Here is a 20,743-nt window from a genome sequence, read left to right as displayed (position 1 = left end):
GTAACCTTTTGCACCAATCGAGAGAAGGCTCACGCGTGAGCGTCTACCCACAAAGAGCGGGCGGGCGACGCGTCAACGCGCGCCGCCCGCCCGCACCTTGAGCTGGGGCTCGGAGAACCTCCCTACGAAACCACCGCCGGGTCGGCCGACTTGGACTTCGATCCGGCGTTGTCTTCGTCACCCATGGCGATTCCCCGCCGCTTTGACACGTAGACCGCTCCGACGATCACGACGAACGCGAGGGCGGCGATCAGGATCCGCACCCCGATGCTCTTGTCCGGGCCGTAGGAGAACTTGATCACCGCGGGCGCGATGAGCAGCGACACCAGGTTCATGACCTTCAGCAGCGGGTTGATCGCGGGGCCCGCGGTGTCCTTGAAGGGGTCGCCGACCGTGTCTCCGATCACGGTCGCCGCATGGGCCTCGCCGCCCTTGCCACCGTGGTGGCCGTCCTCGACGAGTTTCTTGGCGTTGTCCCAGGCGCCACCGGAGTTGGCGAGGAACACCGCCATCAGCGTGCCCGCGCCGATCGCGCCCGCCAGGAACGCGCCGAGCGCTCCCACGCCCAGCGTGAACCCGATGAAGATGGGCGCCATCACGGCCAGCAGACCGGGCGTGGCGAGCTCGCGCAGGGCGTCCTTGGTGCAGATGTCGACGACCTTGCCGTACTCCGGCTTCTCGCTGTAGTCCATGATCCCGGGCTTCTCACGGAACTGCCGCCGCACCTCGTAGACCACGGAACCCGCCGACCGCGACACGGCGTTGATCGCCAGCCCCGAGAAGAGGAAGACGACCGCCGCGCCGGCGATGAGACCCACGAGGTTGTTGGGCTGCGAGATGTCCATCATCAGGCTCATCGGGGCACCCTCCCCGCTGAGCTTCTCGCCCACGTCCCGCGCGCCGGTGATGATCGCGTCGCGGTACGACCCGAACAGCGCCGCCGCCGCGAGCACGGCCGTGGCGATCGCGATGCCCTTGGTGATCGCCTTGGTGGTGTTGCCGACCGCGTCCAGGTTGGTGAGCACCTGCGCGCCCGCGCCCTCGACGTCACCGGACATCTCCGCGATGCCCTGCGCGTTGTCGGAGACGGGCCCGAAGGTGTCCATCGCGACGATCACGCCGACCGTGGTGAGCAGGCCGGTGCCGGCCAGGGCCACCGCGAAGAGCGCCAGCATGATGGACGTGCCGCCGAGCAGGAACGCCCCGTACACCCCCAGGCCGATCAACAAGGCGGTGTAGACGGCGGATTCGAGACCGACGGAGATTCCGGCGAGGACGACGGTGGCCGGGCCGGTGAGCGAGGTCTTGCCGATGTCCCTGACGGGGCGGCGGGTGGTCTCGGTGAAGTAGCCGGTCAGCTGCTGGATCAGGGCGGCGAGCACGATGCCGATGGCCACCGCGACCAGCGCGAGGACCCGTGGGTCGCCGTCCTTGCCCATGATCGCGGCGTCGGTGACCCCGTCGAGCTCGGAATACTTCCCGGGCAGGTAGACGAAGACGGCCACCGCCACCAGCACCAGCGAGATCACCGCGGAGATGAAGAACCCGCGGTTGATGGCGCTCATGCCGCTGCGGTCGGCGCGCCGGGGCGCCACCGCGAAGATGCCGATCATGGCGGTGATCACGCCGATCGCCGGCACGAGCAGCGGGAAGCCCAGCCCTGCGTCGCCGAAGGCGGCCGAACCCAGGATGAGCGCGGCCACCAGCGTCACGGCGTAGGACTCGAAGAGGTCGGCCGCCATGCCCGCGCAGTCGCCGACGTTGTCGCCCACGTTGTCGGCGATGGTCGCGGCATTGCGCGGGTCGTCCTCCGGAATGCCCTGTTCGACCTTGCCGACCAGGTCGGCGCCGACGTCGGCGGCCTTGGTGAAGATGCCGCCGCCGACCCGCATGAACATCGCGATCAGCGCGGCTCCGAGGCCGAAGCCCTCGAGCACCTTCGGCGCGTCGGCCGCGTACACCAGCACCACGCAGGAGGCGCCGAGCAGGCCGAGGCCCACCGTGAACATGCCGACCACGCCGCCCGTACGGAATGCGATCTTCATCGCCTTGTGCGAGACGGAGGTCAGATCCTTTTCCGGCTCGCCTTGTGCCGGGGTTGCTTCACGTGCCGCCGCGGCGACACGCACATTGCTGCGCACGGCGAGCCACATGCCGATATAGCCGGTGGCCGCCGAGAACGCCGCTCCGATCAGGAAGAACACCGAACGTCCGGCACGCTGATTCCAGTCGTCCGCGGGCAGCAGCATGAGCAGGAAGAACACGACGACGGCGAATACGCCGAGCGTGCGCAGCTGACGCGCCAGATAGGCGTTCGCGCCTTCCTGGACCGCTGCCGCGATCTCCTTCATGCTGTCGGTGCCCTCGCCGGCCGCTAGCACCTGGCGCACCAGGACGCCCGCGACCGCCAGCGCCGCCAGTGCGACGACCGCGATGACCACGATGAGAACGCGGTTGCCGTCGGTCAGGACCGCGGCTGCGAAGTCGGTGTGATGACCCGACTGTTGTGAGAGGGAAAGCCCCGCCATTCGTCCTCCTTGACGCTTGGGCTGAGCTCAAGATGTGGACGGGATTGTAGGTACCGGAACCTGATCAAAACAGAGCGCGATAAACGGAATTGGACGTCCGAGGTAATGCCCTGAAAGCATTCTGACGCTGCCGGAGGGCGCGCGAATGATCGTGAACGAATTCACGCGATGAACGGCACAGGAACTACTGTAAAGGCGAGCACTGACACCCGCACATGACGAAGGGCCCCACGGGTGGGGCCCTTCGGAAGAACGGTGTGCGCGGTGGCGGAATCAGACCAGGATCGTCGGCGGCGGTGTGGTCGGCCAGGTCATCTTGATCAGCCCGCCGTGTTCTCCCGCGCTGACCTCGACGTCGTCGACGAGTCCACTGATGACCGCGAGGCCCATCTCGTCCTCGTCGGCCTCGCCGTCGGAGCCGCCGGCACCGGACGCGCGTTCGCCGGAGACCGCGTGCGGGGCCTCGTCGCCGACCTCGATGGAGAACTGCTTCTCCTCCTCGATCAGCAGCACCTTCACCGGTGCCGAGATCCCGACGGTCTGGTGGAGCCCGACGGCCCGGCTGCACGCCTCGCCGACGGCGAGCCTGACCTCGTCGAGGACGGCCTCGTCCACTCCGGCCCTGCGCGCCACCGCGGCCGCCACCAGCCGGGCGGTCCTGACATGCTCGGGCAGCGCGCTGAAGCGGAGCTCAACGGTGGCCATGCATCCCCCTCGCAACTAGCGGGCGTGCTGTCGAGAGGCTCCGGGCCGACGAAACCCGGGCCCCCTCGGTGTTCACTCTTGCCGAATGTCGGCCGGCCCGGGCACGAGGCCCGGGACCGGTGTCAGTCGGTGGCCGCAACCGCTTCCTCGACCGAGGTGTGAATGGGGAACACCTTGGTGAGGCCGGTGATACGGAAGATCTTCAAAATGCGCTCCTGGTTGCAGACCAGGCGCAGGGAGCCCTCATGGGCCCGCACACGCTTCAGGCCGCCGACCAGCACGCCGAGCCCGGTGGAGTCGAGGAAGTCCACGCCCTCCATGTCGACGACAAGGTGGAAACTGCCGTCGTTCACCAGCTCGACCAACTGCTCGCGCAGCTTGGGCGCGGTATATACGTCGATTTCGCCACCGACCCTGACGATCGTGCGATCGCCCATGGTTTCGGTCGACAGGGACAGGTCCACGGATCCTCCAGCACCTTGCTATCGAGCGGTCGCCCTAGGGGCATTCGGCTTCAGCCCCTGGACGCTTCGCCAGCCGCGATGGCATTCAATCACTTACCGGCAGGCGTGCACGACGCCTTGGCTCCATTGTCCGTCACGCCAGTGACACACTCGGTGCCGATGGCCAAGAATCACCGATCCGATCGAACCCCGACGGAACCCGCCTCCCGGCCCGCTCCGGGCACGGTCCTGGACCGGCTCGCGTCCGGTCCGGGCAGGGCTTCGCGCATTACTCATACGGAGCACTTGCCCCCGCGCGCGGGTCGGCATGCCGTCTGGCCGGACCGGATCCGGGCGGAGGTGGTCGCCGCCGTGCGGGCCGCGGGCATCGAACACCCCTGGGCCCACCAGGCACGGGCGGCCGAGCACGCCCTGGACGGCGACTCGGTCGTCGTCGCCACCGGCACGGCCTCCGGCAAGTCCCTGGCCTACCTCGTGCCGGTGCTGTCCACCCTCATGGACGGCGCGGAGGCCCCGAACGGCCGGGGCGCGACCACCCTCTACCTGGCTCCGACCAAGGCCCTCGCGGCGGACCAGTGCCGGTCGGTGAAGGAACTTTCACATCCCCTCGGCAACGCCGTACGCGCAGCCGTGTACGACGGCGATACTCCGTTCGAGGAACGCGAGTGGATCCGGCAGTACGCCAACTACGTCCTGACCAACCCGGACATGCTGCACCGCGGGATCCTGCCGTCCCACCCCCGCTGGTCCTCCTTCCTGAAGTCGCTCAAGTACGTCGTCATCGACGAGTGCCACACCTACCGCGGCGTCTTCGGCTCCCACGTCGCCCAGGTGCTGCGCCGCCTGCGGCGGCTCTGTGCCCGTTACGGCGCCTCGCCCGTGTTCCTGCTGGCCTCCGCGACCGCCGCCGAGCCCGCGGTGGCCGCCCGCCGCCTCACCGGCGTGCCGGTGCTGGAGGTGGCCGACGACGCCTCCCCACGCGGTGAACTGGTGTTCGCCCTCTGGGAGCCGCCGCTGACCGAGCTGCACGGCGAGAAGGGCGCTCCCGTCCGCCGCACGGCCACCGCCGAGGCCGCGGACCTGCTGACCGACCTCACCGTGCAGGGCGTGCGCTCGGTCGCCTTCGTCCGCTCCCGGCGCGGCGCCGAGCTGATCTCGGTCATTTCCCAGGAGCGCCTCGCCGAAGTCGACCGGTCGCTGGCCCGGCGTGTCGCGGCGTACCGGGGCGGCTATCTGCCGGAAGAGCGACGCGCACTCGAACATGCCCTCCATTCGGGTGAACTGCTGGGCCTCGCCGCGACGAACGCCCTCGAACTCGGCATCGACATCTCCGGCCTCGACGCGGTCGTCATCGCCGGCTACCCGGGCACGCGCGCCTCCCTGTGGCAGCAGGCGGGCCGGGCCGGACGGGCCGGGCAGGGGGCGCTGGCCGTGCTGGTGGCCCGTGACGACCCGCTGGACACCTTCCTCGTCCACCACCCGGAGGCCCTGTTCGACCAGCCCGTCGAATCGACCGTCCTGGACCCCGACAATCCCTACGTGCTGGCCCCGCATCTGTGCGCCGCCGCCGCGGAGCTGCCCCTGACGGACGAGGACCTCGCCCTGTTCGGCCCGGCCGGCGAGAGCCTGCTGCCGCAGCTGGAGGCCGCGAAGCTGCTGCGCCGCCGCACCAAGGCCTGGCACTGGACCCGCCGGGAGCGCGCCGCCGACCTGACGGACATCCGAGGGGAGGGCGGACGCCCGGTCCAGGTCGTCGAGACCGGCACGGGCCGGCTGCTCGGCACGGTCGACGCCGGCGCCGCGCACTCGACGGTGCACGAAGGGGCGGTCCACCTCCACCAGGGCCGCACCTACCTGGTGCGGTCGCTGGACCTGGAGGACTCCGTCGCCCTCGTCGAGGAGGCCGCCCCGCCGTACTCCACCGTCGCCCGGGACACGACGTCGATCTCCGTCCTGGAGACGGACGTGGAGATCCCCTGGGGTGACGGCCGTCTCTGCTACGGCTCCGTCGAGGTCACCAACCAGGTCGTCTCCTTCCTGCGCAGACGGCTCATCACCGGCGAAGTGCTCGGCGAGACCAAACTCGACCTCCCTCCCCGTACGCTGCGCACCCGCGCCGTGTGGTGGACCGTCACCGAGGACCAGCTGGACCGGGCCCGGATCAACCCGGAGATCCTCGGCGGCTCCCTGCACGCCGCCGAACACGCGTCCATCGGCCTGCTGCCCCTCTTCGCCACCTGTGACCGCTGGGACATCGGCGGCGTGTCGATCCCGCTCCACCCCGACACGCTGCTGCCCACGGTCTTCGTCTACGACGGCCATCCGGGCGGCGCGGGCTTCGCGGAGCGCGCCTTCCACACCGCCCGCACCTGGCTGACCGCCACCCGCCAGGCCATCGCCTCCTGCGAATGCGAGGCCGGCTGCCCGTCCTGCATCCAGTCCCCCAAGTGCGGCAACGGCAACGACCCGCTGCACAAGAGGGGGGCGGTGCGCCTCCTCACGGTGCTGCTGGAGGGGGCTCCCGAGGAGAAGGAGGGCGCTCCGGAGGAGGAAGGCGCTCCTGTCATGGAGGGGACGGCGGACGGGGTGGCAGAGCAGCCGGCGGAAGGCCCGGCGGGGCCATCGGAGGACCCGCCCGCGCCCTGACCCGCGCCGTGAACGGGCCCCGTCCCGACGCCGCCGTCACATCCGAGATCTGCCCGGTGATCTCACACCGCACGAGCCGCACGCCCTGCGCCCGGGCCACCCGGCCGGCCCGAGCGCAGGCCGCCGAGCCCCCTTCGGCCCAGTGGTCCGCCGCGGCGAGCGCCGCGAGATCCGCACCGCCCGCCGCCCGGTGCCGGATCACGACGGCCTGTCCCAGCGCGAGGACCACACCGAACACCACGCACAGCACGGCGATCGCCCCCACGCTCCAGACGGTGGCGGACCCGCGGTCCGAACCGGCGCTCAAGCGCACGGCCGTCCACCTGCCGATACCGGCTCCGACCCCCGCCCGGCGGTGCCTCACACGCCCACCGCCGCTACCTGTCTCGGGCCGGGTTCTCGCCCGACGGCACCGCACGTGCCCACCGCCGGTACTCACCCCGGCCCCGGCCCCCTCCCGGCGGCACCACACATGCCCACCACCGGTACTGACCCCGGCCCCCGCCCGGCGGCGTCTCACGTGCCCACCGCCTCCTCCACGGACGCCACCGCCTCCTCGCGCACGGCGAAGGACAGACCGCGCAGCACCGGCGGCTCGGCCACCACGGTCACCCGGACGTGTTCCGCGTCCCGGCTGACCGTCACCTTCGCACCGGGCGGTGCCGCCTCGCGGGCCAGCCGCACGACCGCGCCGGGCGGGTCCTGGCGTGCCGCCGCACGCGCCCCGGTCCGCGCCGCGTCCACACACTGGATCTGCGCGGCCACGACCAGCAGCCCCCACACCAGGGCCATCGCGAACATCACCAGGACGGGCAGCACCACCGCCGACTCCGCCGTGACGAACCCGCGGTCCGCGCCCCGTTCACATCCGCGCATTGAGGGCCCCCTTCACCACGGCTTGCAGCTCCGCGCTGACCGGCCCACTCGTGACGACCTTGTACAGCACCACCGCGAACGCCACGGCCGCGACGATTCCCATCGCGTACTCGGAGGTGACCATCCCCCCGTCCCGCCGCGCCGCACGCAACCCGCACACCAGGGCACGCAGCCGTGCCCGAACCGCCTGATACATCTCAACCCCCGTAGGAAAGAGTCCGAACTTCTCTTGGTCTTCGCTCACTTGTCGCTCACTCGCTTCCGGTCCGTCCCCGCGTCAGCCGTCACCCCCTCCGAGCACCCCGCCCGCGAGCCCGATCACCACCGGCAGCACGCCGACCGCGATGAATGCGGGCAGAAAGCACAGCCCGACCGGCGCGCTGACCATCACGCCCGCCCGGCGGGCCCTGGTCGTCGCGGCGCGGTTCCAGTCGGCGCGCGATTCGGCGGCCAGCCGTGCGGCCGGTCCGGCGGCCGGCAGGCCTGACACATCGGCCCGTTCGAGCAGCCGGGCCAGACCTCCGGCGCCCGGGAGCGCGTCCAGCCTCCGCCAGGCCGCCCCCGGTTCACCGCCCAGCCGCACCTCCGCGGCGCCCCGGGCGAGCGCCTCGCCGACAGGGCCGCCCAGGGCCTCGCCCACCGCCTGCGCAGCGATGACCGGGCCGGCGCCCGCCGCCGCGCAGGCCGCCAGCAGGTCGGCGGCGAGGGGCAGTTGGCGCGCTGCCTCGGCGTGGTCAGGTGCCCGCGGGTCCTCTCCCGCAGCCGCCTGCCGCAACTGCCACCGCCACAGGCCCACCGCGCCGGCCAGTCCCACGGCGGCCCCGGTGAGGCCCCCGACCAGCGCCCAGACGGCGCACGCCACGCCCACCGGGGCCAGCCAGGCGCGTGCGATCCCACGGATGGCATGGCGTGGGGCAGGAGCGGTGGCCTCCCGGGCCCCCGACAGCTCGGCCAGCCGCCGGCGCGTCCTTCGGCGACGCCGCGACTCCACCAGCCACCGCGCCGACCAGGCGCAGGCCGCCACGATCCCCAGGGCCACCCCCAGCCTGTGGACAACGTCCCCGCTCATGCCGCTTCCTCCGCGCCCCGAACGATCCGCCGCACCCACCACAGGCCCAGGCCCTCCAGCACCCCGCCCGCCGCCAGACAGCCCAGCCCCGCCCCGGTGTGCAGCAGGACGTGAAGGGGATCGGCGCCGAGGGCGATGCCGATGGCGAGGCCCAGGGCCGGCAGAGCGGCGAGCATCACCGCCGTGGCCCGGGCACCCGCCAACTGAGCCCTCAGGTCGGACCGTTGGTCCCGTTCGGCCCGCAAGGCGGTGGCGAGCCGGTCGAGCCCGGCGGCGAGCCCCGCGCCCTGGTCCACCGCCACCCGCCAGCAGGCCGCGAGTCCCCGCAGTCCCTCGGCGCCCGGTTGCCGTGCCGCCATCGCGAGCGCCTCCGGCACGTCACCGCCGAACCGCGCCGCCGCCAGCACCGTCGCCCGCGTGCCCGCGAGCCCGCCGCAGTCCCGCGCGGCCCGCAGCAGCGCCTCACCCGGCTGACGTCCGGCCCGCACCTCCCCGGCGAGCGACCCGCACAACGCGATCACCGCGTCGGCCCGGCGCTCCCGCTCCCGCCGCGCCCGGCCGGCCAGCCGGGCCCGCCGCAGCAGCGGCACCCCGGCCGCCCCCAGGACGACCGGCAGCACCGACGCCCCGAGCACCGCCGGCACCAGCCCGGCCACCGGCGCCCACCACTCGGCCCCCAGTCGCGCACGGATACGCCACAGCCCATGGGTCAGCCGCCGCCACCCGGGCGACCCGTGCGAGACGGCTCCGCCGTCCGCGAGCAGCAGCCGCGCCCGTCGCGCCGCCTCCTCCCGCTCGCCCAGCAACCAGACGGCCGCTCCCATGCAGACCACCGCCGTACCCGTCGACATCTCAGCCACCCCCGTCATGCCTCGCCTCGCCCCCTTCCACCGCGGCCTCCTCCGGGCCGCTCCCGCTCTCCCCGCCCCGGAGCAGCCCCCTCAGCCGCTCCCACCCCGGCTCACGCACGAAGGCCCGCTCTCCCCATCGCAGTGCCGGTACCGTCCGCACCAGCCCCGACGGGTCCCGCTCCAGCACGTGCACCTCGGCGATCCGCCGCCGCCCGGACCGGTCGCGCACCAGGTGCAGCACCACGGAGAGCGCGGCCGCCAGCTGGCTGTGCAGCGCGGCCCGGTCGAGCCCGGCGGCCGTGCCGAGCGCCTCCAGCCGGGCAGGTACGTCGGCGGCGGCATTGGCGTGCACGGTGCCGCAGCCGCCCTCGTGGCCGGTGTTCAACGCGGCCAGCAGATGCACCACTTCGGGCCCGCGCACCTCACCCACCACCAGCCGGTCGGGCCGCATCCGCAGCGCCTGGCGCACCAGGTCCTCGAGGGTGACCAGGCCCGCCCCCTCCTGGTTGGCGGGCCTGGTCTCCAGCCGCACGACGTGCGGATGGTCGGGTCGCAGTTCCGCCGAGTCCTCGGCGAGGACGATCCGCTCGTCCGGTCCCACCAGTCCCAGCAGGGCGCTCAGCAGCGTGGTCTTGCCGGTGCCGGTTCCTCCGCTGACCAGGAAGGACAACCGGGCGTCGAGCAGCGCGCGCAGCACGCGGTCTCCACCCGGAGGAACCGTGCCCGCCGCGACCAGCTCGCCGAGTGTGAAGGCACGAGGACGCACGACCCGAAGCGACAGGCAGGCGCAGCCCACGGCCACCGGCGGCAGCACCACGTGCAGCCGCGTCCCGTCGGGCAACCGGGCGTCCGCCCAGGGCCGGGCGTCGTCCAGACGGCGTCCGGCCACGGCCGCGAGACGCTGGGCGAGCCGGCGTACGGCCGCGGCGTCCGCGAAGCGCACCGGCGTCAGCTCCAGTCCGCCGCCCCGGTCGACCCAGACCCGGTCGGGGGCCGACACCAGCACGTCCGTCACCGACGGGTCGGCGAGAAGCGGCTCCAGCGGTCCGCTGCCGACCAGTTCGGACCGCAAGTGCGCGGCCGCCCCCAGCACTTCGGCGTCCCCGAGGACCCGCCCCTGCTCCCGCAGGGCCTGCGCCACGCGTGCGGGGGTCGGCTCGCCCCCGCTCTCGGCCAGCCACCGCCGCACCCCGTCGAGCAGCGCCGCGCCCTCGAGTCCGGCCAGGGTGCTCATGCCGTACCCGCCTCGACGAGCGCCCGCTCCCAGAACTCCGCGCAGAACCGGGCGAGCGGTCCGCGCGGGGCGGCGCCCGGGGGCGCTGCGGCCTGGTCCGGGCGCGACAGCCCCGGCTCGTCCGGTACCTCGCCGACCAGAGACAGTCCGAGCAGGCGGGCCACCTCGCGGTCGTCGAGCCCCGGCGGGTACGGCCCGCGGACCGCCACCCGCAGATCCCGCAGGACCATGCCGACCGCGGACGCCACCCGTCCCGCGGCCGCGACGGCCCGCAGCTCGGCGGGCACCACCAGCACGCCCAGATCGAGCTGTGAGAGGACCTCGGCGACACCGTCGTCGATCCGGCGCGGCAGGTCGACCACGACCGTGCCGCCCCGGCGCCTGGCCGCCGCCAGCACCGCGCGCACCGCCTGCGGCGGGACGGCGATGCGGTCGCCGCGGTCCCAGCTGAGCACCCGCAGCGCGTGCAGTTCGGGCAGCGACTCCTCCAGGGCTCCCCCGCCGACCCGTCCGCGGGAGGAGGCGAACGCGGGCCAGCGCAGTCCTTCGGCCGTCTCACCGCCGAGGAGTACGTCGAGTCCGCCGCCCAGCGGATCGGCGTCCACGAGGAGGGTGCGCAGTCCCTCCCGCGCGGAGGTGACGGCCAGGGCGCAGGCGAGCGTGGACGCTCCGGCCCCGCCCCGCCCGCCGATGACCCCCACGGTGAGGGCCGGCCGGCCGACGCCCTCGGCCACGTCGGCGATCCGGTCGACCAGCCACTGCTCACCGTCGGGCAGCATCAGGACGTGCTCGGCGCCGATCTCGACGGCCCGCCGCCACACGCCGGAGTCGTCCTGGTCCCGGCCGACGAGGACGACACCCCTTCGGCGCGCGGCCCCGCGCACCCTCCGGGCGGCGTCGTCGCCCACCAGGACCAGCGGCGCGGCCTCCCAGCTGCCTCTGCGCTCGGGCAGACCGTGGTGCACCTCGGGTGTGGCGCCCGCCGCCGCGCACAGGCGCAGCAGATCGTCTAGGAGTTCGGTGTCCTCGGTGAGGATCAGTGGTCCGCCCTGCCGCCCTCCGGCGGCCGGCGGCGGGTCGTGTGTGACGGTTCCGGCCACGGTTTCCATCCCCCTTCGCTGCGTGACTCGCGCGGCTCCAGCGGCCCCGCGATTGCCAAACCTGGGAGAACCGGCGAGCGGCCTCCCTGTGAACGGCCGGACAGAAACCGGCCGAACGCCCCCGCTCCTCGGAACCGGCCATGAACTCGCCGCGAGCGGGACGCGTTGGAATCACGGTGCAGCGATCCCGGAAATCGTGTGGATCTTGGTGGATAACTGTGGACGTGCCGGGGGTTGTGAATATCGCCGTCACCCATACCGGTGAGCCGCTCAGACCCTCTGTGCGACTTCCACAGAGCAGTCCGGCGGCTACACGGTGTTACTGGTCATGGGCATGCCAACAGCGCGCCACCGTGAACATCTCAGCGGCTGTCAGGCCGAAAAAGAAGGAGAAAACCCACCCGGACATGCGACGACCCCCGCCGGGGGGGAGAGCGGGGGTCGTCCCCACGGCCGACTCGGGGGGGGGAGGAGTCGGGCCGGGTTAGCACGGTCGCGAACGATCCGTGACTTCCATGGTGTACCCGAGAGCCTTCTCAGGCAAACCCACGCGCCCCACCTTACGCCGAATGGGCTGCCCCTATGCTTCGGGGCGTGGAAAACCACTCGTTGCCCCGCACAGCCGCCTTCTTTGACCTGGACAAGACGGTCATTGCGAAGTCGAGCACGCTCACGTTCAGCAAGTCGTTCTACCAAGGCGGTCTGATCAACCGCAGGGCCGTCTTGCGCACCGCATATGCCCAGTTCGTCTTCCTCGCCGGCGGCGCCGACCACGACCAGATGGAGCGCATGCGCGCATATCTGTCCGCCCTGTGCCGCGGGTGGAACGTGCAGCAGGTCAAGGAGATCGTCGCCGAGACGCTCCACGACCTGATCGACCCGATCATCTACGACGAGGCCGCCTCGCTGATCGAGGAACACCACACCGCGGGCCGCGACGTCGTGATCGTGTCCACCTCGGGCGCGGAGGTGGTCGAGCCGATCGGAGAGCTGCTCGGCGCGGACCGGGTGGTCGCCACCCGCATGGTCGTGGGCGACGACGGCTGCTTCACCGGTGAGGTGGAGTACTACGCGTACGGCCCGACCAAGGCCGAGGCCGTCAGGGAACTGGCCGAGTCCGAGGGGTATGACCTGAGCCGCTGTTACGCCTACAGCGACTCGGCGACCGATGTGCCGATGCTGGAGTCCGTCGGCCATCCGCACGCAGTGAACCCGGACCGGGCGCTGCGCCGCGAGGCGCTGACGCGTGGTTGGCCGATCCTGGACTTCCACCGCCCCGTCCGGCTCAAGCAGCGCATTCCCGCGTTCTCCGTACCGCCGCGCCCGGCCCTCGTGGCGGTCGCCGCGATAAGCGCCGCGGCGGCGACGGCGGGACTCGTCTGGTACGCGAACAGGCGCCGGGCGACGGTCGCTTGACCTGGAACGACGGCTCGCACTAGGTGAATCCGAAAGTAAAGAAGTGCAGCCTGGACTTCCGCTTGTTGCGGGTCAGGAGTACAAAGGACTCAACGGCCCGCGAGACCAAGGACATCCGAGAGGATCACCTTTTAAACGCATTTGGCCCCACGGACCGAGCATGAACACCGGGCACCCACGCGACGTCGACCCGTCGAATACGGGCCAGCCGCACCAGGTCACGGGCAAAGTTCCCGGCCTGATGGGCACATATCGAGGACGCTTGGTAACCCGATGCTCATGCCAGCGGCGGTACGAGAACTCGTACCGCCGCATCACTTTTCCCGGTGAAAGATTTCAGGCCGCTCCGCGTTGCAGCGCCTCGCACACCGCCATCGACTCGCGGGCCCCCAGTTCGACCGCCCTGCCGCAATGGGCGATCCAGGCGGCGACACCCTCAGGAGTCCCGGAGACGTACCCGCTCAGGGCCTCCAGGTAGGCGTCGCGTCCCAGCTCCGCATGACCGACCTCGGCCGCGCAGACCGACTTCGGGTCCAGCCCGCTGCCGACCAGGACGATGCGCTCGGCCGTGCGCGCGACCAGGCCGTTGTGGGACGTGAAGGGGCGCAGGGCGAGAAGTTCGCCGTGTACGACGGCGGCCGTCACCAGCGCCGGAGCGGAGCCCCCCGCGATGATCAGCTCGGCCAGCCCGTCCAGTCGGCCGTGCGTCTCGGCGGCGCTCGGCAGCGGTAGCGCGACGACCGGTTCGTCGACTGACTCGCCCTCCTTGCGGGGCCGCCCCACCTGGTCGCCCTTGTCCGCGGCCGCCACCAGATGCAGCCGGGCCAGCACCCGCAGGGGCGACTGCCGCCAGATCGACAGCAGCTGACCCGCCTCCGCGGTCAGCCGCAGGGCGGCGCCCACGGTGCGGGACTCGTCGTCGCCGCTGAAGTCCGTACGCCGGCGCACCTCCTCCAGGGCCCAGTCCGCGCCGGACAGCGCGGCCGAGCCACGGGCGCCGCGCAGGGCGGCCTCGGAGGTGATCGCGTTGCTGCGCCGCCGCATGACCCGGTGCCCGTAGACCCGGTCCACGGCCTTGCGTACGGACTCCACGGACTCGGCCACTCCGGGCAGCGCCCCCAGGGCCGCGAGGGGATCGGCGCTCGCGCCTGCTGTACTCATGAGTACGACCCTACGCACCCCGGGGCGCCGTCCCACGGCGGAGTGGCCTTCTTCACGCGCGCGCGTGCGCCGGGCCACGTCCTCCCGAAGGACTACCCCTTGGCCGCCGGAGCGCCGGGCACGCCCTTGGGTGCCGGGGCCGGCCGGTCCGACAGGAAGGACGCCCAGCCCTCCTTCGGTGCCTGGCCGACCGGCAGACTGCGCAGCTTCTCCAGCGTCTTCGGGTCCTGCGCGTCGAGCCAGTCCACGAGCTGGCGGAACGACACGCAGCGCACCTCCTTCTTGGTGCACACCGTCTCGATGACCTCCTCGACGGCACGCATGTAGGTGCCGCCGTTCCAGGACTCGAAGTGGTTTCCGATGATCAACGGCGCGCGGTTGCCGTCGTAGGCCCTCGAGAAGCCCTTGAGCAGGCCGTCGCGCATCTGGTCGCCCCAGTAGTCGAACTTGGCGGGATCGCCCTGGGTGGCGGTGCCGGACTGGTTGACCATGAAGTTGTAGTCCATGGTGAGCTGCTCGAAGGAGTGGCCGGGGAACGGCACCAGCTGCATGGACACGTCCCACAGGCCCTGCTTCTTCTTCGGCCAGACCTGGTCGTTGACGCCGCTGGTGTCGTAGCGGAAGCCCAGGTCGCGGGCGGCCCTCATGAAGTTGCGCTGGCCTTCGAGGCAGGGCGTGCGGGCGCCGATGAGCTCCTTGTCGTAGTCGAAGGGCAGCGGGGCGGCGTTCTTCAGGCCGGTGTTGGTCTTCCAGGTCTTCACGAACCGCTTGGCCTGGGAGATCTCGTCCTTCCAGTCCTGCACGGACCACTCGCCGACACCGCCGCCGCTGCCGCAGAAGTGGCCGTTGAAGTGGGTGCCGATCTCGTTGCCCTCCAGCCACGCCAGGCGCAGCTGCTTCACGGTGGCGGCGATGCCCCGGCGGTCGTTGAAGCCGATGTCGGAGCGGCCCGGGGAGTGCTCCGGCGGCCGGTACCGGTCGCGCTCGTCGTCCGGCAGCATGTACACGCCGCTCAGGAAGTACGTCATGGTCGCGTTGTTCTTCCTGGCGACCTCACGGAAGTGGGAGAACAGCTTCTGGCTGTCCTCGCCCGCGCCGTCCCAGGAGAAGACGACGAACTGCGGGGGCTTCTGGCCGGGCCGCAGCCGCTCGGCTCGCGGCAGGTGGGGCTGGGCTCCGGTGTAGGCGGTCGAGCCGTCTCCGATCAGCCGGACGGCGCTCTTCGGCGCCTGCGCCGGGGTGGCCTTCTGCGGGTCGGGACGCTCCTGCCGGGGGGTGCCGGTCGCGCAACCGGCGAGCGATGCGGCGCAGACCGCGGCGATCACGGAACCCGCGGCGATCCTGTGGGTGGCGGCCATGTTCCGCCCACCTTCTTCCTTCTCTCGGGTGCGGACAGCGCCGCCAAATTCGCACGAGACCGAGAAGGAATTAGTACGACAAGCCGATCAAATGGCCACTTCACTCTTCAAGGTGATCCATTCACCCATTTGCCCGTAAAGTCTATGCTCGTCCTTTACTCTGCATTACGATCCGTTTACCGAGCGTTGATTCATCCCGCCGATTTACGCCGTGACCGCCGCGACCGAACCCCGCCCGAGGCGGGACCCCCCAGTTACGCGACCGCGCAGCCCCGGAGGAGACGGGAAACCATGTCAGCCTGCGTCCCCACACGCGCCGCCGATCCGAACCGAACCGAACGAACCCATCCGCCCCACAGTCCGCCACCGACCGGGCCCCGCCGATTCCGCATCGCGGGTGCCGACGTGTCGGCCTCGATCGCGGTCTTCCTGATCGCCCTGCCCCTGTCCCTGGGCATCGCCCTCGCCACCGGCGCCCCCTTGCAGGCCGGCCTCGTCGCCGCCGCCGTGGGCGGACTGGTCGCAGGGCGGCTCGGCGGTTCCCCGCTCCAGGTGAGCGGACCCGCCGCGGGACTCACCGTGGTCACCGCCGACCTCATCCAGCGCTACGGCTGGCGGACGACCTGCGCCATCACCGTCCTCGCCGGCCTCGCCCAACTCGGGCTCGGGTGCCTGCGCGTGGCCCGTGGCGCCCTCGCCGTCAGCCCCGCCATCGTGCACGGCATGCTCGCCGGGATCGGCGTCACCATCGCCGTCGCCCAGCTGCACATCGTGCTCGGCGGCACACCGCAGAGCTCCGTCCCGGACAACCTGCGCGCGCTGCCCGCCCAGTTGGCGCAGATGCGCCCCGAGGCCGTGTCGGTGAGCGTGCTGACCCTGGCACTGCTGCTGCTCTGGCCGCGCCTGCCCGGCCGGGCCGGAAAGCTGCTGCGCAAGGTCCCGGCCGCGCTCATCGCCGTCGCCGGGGCCACCGCGGTCGCCGCCCTCGCCGGTCTGCGCCTGCCCAAGGTCGACCTGCCGTCCTGGAGCAACCACGCCCTGGCCGGGCTGCCCGAGGGCCCCGTGCTCGGCCTGGTCGCCGCCGTCCTCACCACCACGCTGGTGTGCAGCGTGCAGTCGCTGCTCGGCGCGGTCGCCGTGGACAAGCTGGTCGCCGGCCGCCAGGGCGCGTCCGCCCGGGTCGGACGCTCCAACCTCGACCGCGAACTGCTCGGTCAGGGCGCCGCCAACATCGTCTCCGGCTCGCTCGGCGGTCTGCCCATCGCCGGTGTGGCCGTGCGGAGTTCGGCGAATGTCCACGCGGGAGCGGTCAGCCGGAACTCCACGATGCTGCACGGCGTTCTCGTAGTGATCGCCACGCTGCTGATGGTCCCGATCCTGGAGTTCATCCCGCTCGCCTCGCTCGCCGCCCTGGTGATGGCCGTCGGCATCCAGATGGTGTCCCTGAACCACATCCGCACGGTGACCCGCCACCGCGAAGTGTGGGTCTACGCCGTCACCACCCTCGGCGTGGTCTCGCTCGGCGTCCTGGAGGGCGTGGCGCTCGGCATCGCCACCGCCGTCGGTGTCGCCCTGCACCGCCTCACCCGCACCCGCATCACGCACGAAGACAGGGAAGGAGTCCATCACGTCCATGTCAGAGGCCAGTTGACGTTCCTGGCGGTGCCTCGGCTCAGCCGGGCCCTGCACCGCGTGCCCCACGGCGCCGACACCGTCGTCGAGCTGGACGGGTCGTTCATGGACCACGCGGCGTACGAGACGTTGCAGGACTGGCAGAAGACGCACACCGCGCAGGGCGGCACCGTGGAGATCACCGGCCGGAATCCCGGCACCCGTATCTCCGAACCGCAGTCCCTCACCGACTGCCGTTGCCGGCCCTGGACGCCCTGGCGCAACCACCAGTGCGACGGCCCCCAGGCTGTGCCCCTCGCCGAGAAGAGGGCGGAAGGGGCGGACCGCTCCGAGCCGGACCCGCAGGGCCCCGGCGGATCCAGGGGGAGCGAACTGGCGCGTGGCATCAGCGCGTTCCAGCGCAACACCGCGCCCCTGGTGCGCAGCGAGCTGGCCCGGCTGGCGCGTGAGGGGCAGCGGCCCTCGCAGCTCTTCCTGACCTGCGCCGACTCACGGCTGGTCACCTCGATGATCACTTCCAGTGGTCCGGGCGACCTGTTCGTCGTGCGCAATGTGGGCAACCTCGTCCCGCGTCCGGGTGAGGAGGACGGCGACGACTCGGTGTCGGCCGCGATCGAGTACGCCGTGGACGTCCTGCGGGTGCGGTCGATCACGGTGTGCGGGCACTCGGGGTGCGGCGCCATGCAGGCGCTGCTCAACGCCGAGCCCGGGGGCGCCCGGACCCCGTTGAAGCGGTGGTTGCGGCACGGCCTGCCGAGCCTGGAACGCATGGCCGACGACAGCCGGTCCTGGGCCGGGCTGGCCGGGCGGTCCCCCGAGGACGCGGTCGAGCAGCTCTGCCTGACGAACGTGGTCCAGCAGCTGGAGCACCTGCGCGCCCACGACTCGGTGGCCCGGGCCCTGGGCGAGGGTTCCCTGGAGCTGCACGGGATGTACTTCCACGTGGGCGAGGCCGAGGCGTACCTGCTCACCGAGTCGGAGACCGGAGGCGTCTTCGACCGCGTACGGGAGCCGGACCTGACGGCATGACCCCGGCGCCGGGCCGGGGCGTGCTCCCGCCCGGCACCGGATGAGGGTGTGCCCCCGACCGACAGCGGGGGCACACCCTGTACGTCAGCGGGTCGGGCCCGGGGGCTCATCGGGCCCGGCCCGAGGAACCTCAGGCCCGCCCTGCGGCTCCGGCCGGGTCCGGCCCGGGGCTCCGGCCGGGTCCGCCCTGCGGCTCCGGCCGGACTCGGCCCGGGGCTCCGGCCGAACCCGGCCTGGAGGTCCGGCCCGGCTGGCCCGAACGGCCCGACTGGCCCGAACGGCCCGGCTGGCCCGAACGGCCCGGCTGGCCCGAACGGCCCGGCTGGCCCGAACGGCCCGGCCCCTGGCCGAACGGCGGCCCCGGGGCCGAGCGGCCCGCCCGATCCCCTCAGCCCCTCCCCCCGGCGCGAGCCAAGTGAAGGGCTGCCTCCACGGTGAACTTTCCCTGGTCGGCGTCCGTGGGTACGGATGACCCCGGCCGCCGGCAGACCGCCGGAAAGGTCTAAACCAATCGCCGGTCGGCCCTTGTCATCGCACCCCCGGGTCTGATGAGCTGTGGCCTGGGACACAACGGACACCCTGGGAAAGGCAGATGCCGTGAGCAACGAGAGCCTGGCCAACCTGCTCAAGGAAGAGCGCAGGTTCGCACCCCCCGCCGACCTGGCCGACAACGCCAACGTCACCGCGGAGGCGTATGAACAGGCCAAGGCTGACAGGCTCGGCTTCTGGGCCGAGCAGGCCCGCCGACTGACCTGGGCCAAGGAGTTCACCGAGATCCTCGACTGGTCGAACCCGCCGTTCGCCAAGTGGTTCAAGGACGGCGAACTGAACGTCGCCTACAACTGCGTCGACCGGCATGTCGAGGCGGGCCACGGCGACCGGGTCGCCATCCATTTCGAGGGCGAGCCCGGCGACAGCCGCGCCATCACCTACGCCGAGCTCAAGGACGAGGTCTCCAAGGCGGCCAACGCCCTGCTGGAGCTGGGGGTTCAGGCCGGGGACCGGGTCGCGGTGTACATGCCGATGATCCCCGAGACGGCGATCGCCATGCTGGCCTGCGCCCGCATCGGCGCCGCCCATTCGGTGGTGTTCGGCGGCTTCTCCTCCGATGCCCTCGCCACCCGCATCCAGGACGCCGACGCGCGCGTGGTCATCACCTCCGACGGCGGATACCGGCGCGGCAAGCCGTCCGCGCTGAAGCCGGCCGTGGACGAGGCCGTCGAGAAGGCGGGCAACGTCGAGCACGTCCTGGTCGTGCGGCGCACGGGCCAGGAGGTCGCCTTCACCGAGGGCCGCGACGTGTGGTGGCACGACCTGGTGGAGCGGCAGAGCGCCGAGCACACCGCTCAGCCGTTCAACGCCGAGCACCCGCTGTTCATCCTCTACACCTCGGGCACCACGGGTAAGCCGAAGGGAATCCTGCACACCTCCGGCGGCTACCTGACCCAGACCGCCTACACCCACCACGCCGTCTTCGACCTCAAGCCGGAGACCGACGTCTACTGGTGCACGGCCGACGTCGGCTGGGTCACCGGCCACTCGTACATCGTCTACGGCCCGCTGGCGAACGGCGCGACGCAGGTCATGTACGAGGGCACGCCCGACACCCCGCACCAGGGCCGCTTCTGGGAGATCGTCCAGAAGTACGGCGTGACGATCCTCTACACCGCGCCGACCGCGATCCGCACCTTCATGAAGTGGGGAGACGACATCCCCGCCAAGTTCGACCTGTCCAGCCTGCGCGTGCTGGGCTCGGTGGGCGAGCCGATCAACCCCGAGGCGTGGATCTGGTACCGCAAGAACATCGGCGCCGACCGCACCCCGGTCGTCGACACCTGGTGGCAGACCGAGACCGGCGCGATGATGATCACGCCGCTGCCGGGCGTGACCGCCACCAAGCCCGGCTCGGCCCAGACGCCGCTGCCCGGCATCTGCGCGACGGTCGTCGACGACGAGGCCAACGAGGTGCCGAACGGCGGAGGCGGCTACCTGGTGCTCACCGAGCCGTGGCCGTCGATGCTGCGCACCATCTGGGGCGACGACCAGCGGTTCCTCGACACCTACTGGTCGCGCTTCGAGGGCAAGTACTTCGCCGGTGACGGTGCCAAGAAGGACGACGACGGGGACATCTGGCTGCTGGGCCGGGTCGACGACGTCATGCTCGTCTCCGGGCACAACATCTCCACCACCGAGGTGGAGTCCGCTCTGGTCTCCCACCCGTCGGTCGCGGAGGCGGCCGTGGTCGGTGCGGCGGACGAGACGACCGGGCAGGCGATCGTCGCGTTCGTGATCCTGCGCGGTACGGCCGCCGAGACCGAGACGCTGGTCGACGAGCTGCGCGCGCACGTCGGCAACGCGCTCGGCCCGATCGCCAAGCCCAAGCGGATCCTGCCGGTGGCCGAGCTGCCCAAGACCCGCTCCGGCAAGATCATGCGACGGCTGCTGCGGGACGTCGCCGAGAACCGTCAGCTGGGTGACGTCACCACGCTGACCGACTCCACGGTCATGGACCTCATCCAGGCCAAGCTGCCGGCCGCGCCCAGCGAGGACTGATCGCGCACAGGCATGGCGGAGGCCGCGGAGGGCACCCGGTGAGCTGATACCGGGTGCCCTCCGCGCACCCCCGCCGCAGATCAGGGGGTGCGGGCGGCCACTCCCTTAGCTAAGCTAAGCA

At 71.9% G+C, this 20,743-nt stretch carries 16 protein-coding genes; 4 read left to right on the top strand and 12 right to left on the bottom strand.

The annotated features are described in order from the left end of the window. Nucleotides 1–122: 122 nt before the first annotated feature. From AB0I06_RS06355 to bldG, 3 genes are all read right to left on the bottom strand, one after another. A complete protein-coding gene (locus tag AB0I06_RS06355; protein ID WP_363117569.1) occupies nucleotides 123–2,528 on the bottom strand; it encodes a sodium-translocating pyrophosphatase in 2,406 nt (801 codons plus the stop codon). Nucleotides 2,529–2,801: 273 nt separating this feature from the next. Next, entirely contained in the window at nucleotides 2,802–3,233 is a 432-nt protein-coding gene (locus AB0I06_RS06350; protein WP_363117568.1) for an ATP-binding protein, read from the bottom strand. 122 nt (nucleotides 3,234–3,355) lie between these two features. Further along, nucleotides 3,356–3,697, bottom strand: a complete 342-nt coding sequence (bldG, locus tag AB0I06_RS06345; RefSeq protein WP_003991900.1) for an anti-sigma factor antagonist BldG — start codon at nucleotides 3,695–3,697, stop codon at nucleotides 3,356–3,358. A 78-nt stretch (nucleotides 3,698–3,775) separates the two neighbouring features. Here bldG and AB0I06_RS06340 point away from each other — a divergent pair, with 78 nt between their 5' ends. Continuing rightward, entirely contained in the window at nucleotides 3,776–6,343 is a 2,568-nt protein-coding gene (locus AB0I06_RS06340; RefSeq protein ID WP_363117567.1) for a DEAD/DEAH box helicase, read from the top strand. Here AB0I06_RS06340 and AB0I06_RS06335 read toward each other — a convergent pair. From AB0I06_RS06335 to ssd, 7 genes are all read right to left on the bottom strand, one after another. Next, the gene (locus AB0I06_RS06335) at nucleotides 6,261–6,674 is read right to left on the bottom strand and encodes an Rv3654c family TadE-like protein (protein ID WP_363117697.1); all 414 of its coding nucleotides are present in this window, start codon (nucleotides 6,672–6,674) and stop codon (nucleotides 6,261–6,263) included. The two genes, AB0I06_RS06340 and AB0I06_RS06335, sit on opposite strands and share 83 nt — an antisense overlap. A 185-nt stretch (nucleotides 6,675–6,859) precedes the next feature. After that, on the bottom strand, nucleotides 6,860–7,219 hold the full coding sequence (locus tag AB0I06_RS06330) for a TadE family type IV pilus minor pilin (protein WP_363117566.1): 360 nt from the start codon (nucleotides 7,217–7,219) through the stop codon (nucleotides 6,860–6,862). Beyond that, nucleotides 7,206–7,415 (bottom strand): DUF4244 domain-containing protein, encoded by a 210-nt coding sequence (locus tag AB0I06_RS06325; protein ID WP_363117696.1) that lies wholly within the window; start codon nucleotides 7,413–7,415, stop codon nucleotides 7,206–7,208. Before AB0I06_RS06325 ends, AB0I06_RS06330 begins: the two co-directional genes overlap by 14 nt. Before the next feature lie 81 nt (nucleotides 7,416–7,496). After that, a complete protein-coding gene (locus AB0I06_RS06320; protein WP_363117565.1) occupies nucleotides 7,497–8,288 on the bottom strand; it encodes a type II secretion system F family protein in 792 nt (263 codons plus the stop codon). Beyond that, nucleotides 8,285–9,157 carry a type II secretion system F family protein gene (locus AB0I06_RS06315; protein WP_363117564.1) on the bottom strand — a complete coding sequence of 291 codons (873 nt, stop codon included), beginning with the start codon at nucleotides 9,155–9,157 and terminating at the stop codon, nucleotides 8,285–8,287. The genes AB0I06_RS06320 and AB0I06_RS06315 overlap by 4 nt, the downstream gene beginning before the upstream one ends. Then, the gene (locus AB0I06_RS06310) at nucleotides 9,141–10,373 is read right to left on the bottom strand and encodes a TadA family conjugal transfer-associated ATPase (RefSeq protein WP_363117562.1); all 1,233 of its coding nucleotides are present in this window, start codon (nucleotides 10,371–10,373) and stop codon (nucleotides 9,141–9,143) included. Before AB0I06_RS06310 ends, AB0I06_RS06315 begins: the two co-directional genes overlap by 17 nt. After that, nucleotides 10,370–11,482 carry a septum site-determining protein Ssd gene (ssd, locus tag AB0I06_RS06305; protein ID WP_363117561.1) on the bottom strand — a complete coding sequence of 371 codons (1,113 nt, stop codon included), beginning with the start codon at nucleotides 11,480–11,482 and terminating at the stop codon, nucleotides 10,370–10,372. The genes AB0I06_RS06310 and ssd overlap by 4 nt, the downstream gene beginning before the upstream one ends. Before the next feature lie 573 nt (nucleotides 11,483–12,055). Here ssd and AB0I06_RS06300 point away from each other — a divergent pair. Then, complete coding sequence (locus AB0I06_RS06300) at nucleotides 12,056–12,889, top strand: HAD-IB family hydrolase (RefSeq protein WP_363117560.1); 834 nt, start codon at nucleotides 12,056–12,058, stop codon at nucleotides 12,887–12,889. A 336-nt stretch (nucleotides 12,890–13,225) separates the two neighbouring features. Here the strand turns inward: AB0I06_RS06300 and AB0I06_RS06295 are convergent, their stop codons facing one another. Together AB0I06_RS06295 and AB0I06_RS06290 are read right to left on the bottom strand one after the other, a co-directional pair. Next, nucleotides 13,226–14,050 (bottom strand): oxidoreductase, encoded by an 825-nt coding sequence (locus AB0I06_RS06295; protein ID WP_363117559.1) that lies wholly within the window; start codon nucleotides 14,048–14,050, stop codon nucleotides 13,226–13,228. Nucleotides 14,051–14,142: 92 nt separating this feature from the next. Beyond that, entirely contained in the window at nucleotides 14,143–15,408 is a 1,266-nt protein-coding gene (locus AB0I06_RS06290; protein ID WP_363117558.1) for a hypothetical protein, read from the bottom strand. Nucleotides 15,409–15,699: 291 nt separating this feature from the next. Between AB0I06_RS06290 and AB0I06_RS06285 the strand changes: the two genes are divergently transcribed. Next, a complete protein-coding gene (locus AB0I06_RS06285) occupies nucleotides 15,700–18,069 on the top strand; it encodes a SulP family inorganic anion transporter (RefSeq protein WP_363117557.1) in 2,370 nt (789 codons plus the stop codon). 597 nt (nucleotides 18,070–18,666) lie between these two features. Then, entirely contained in the window at nucleotides 18,667–20,622 is a 1,956-nt protein-coding gene (acs, locus tag AB0I06_RS06280) for an acetate--CoA ligase (RefSeq protein ID WP_363117556.1), read from the top strand. Nucleotides 20,623–20,743 lie beyond the last annotated feature (121 nt).

The sequence above is a fragment of the Streptomyces sp. NPDC050674 genome (genome assembly GCF_040654575.1).
Classification (GTDB): domain Bacteria; phylum Actinomycetota; class Actinomycetes; order Streptomycetales; family Streptomycetaceae; genus Streptomyces.
This window is presented reverse-complemented; position numbering and strand designations above follow the sequence as displayed.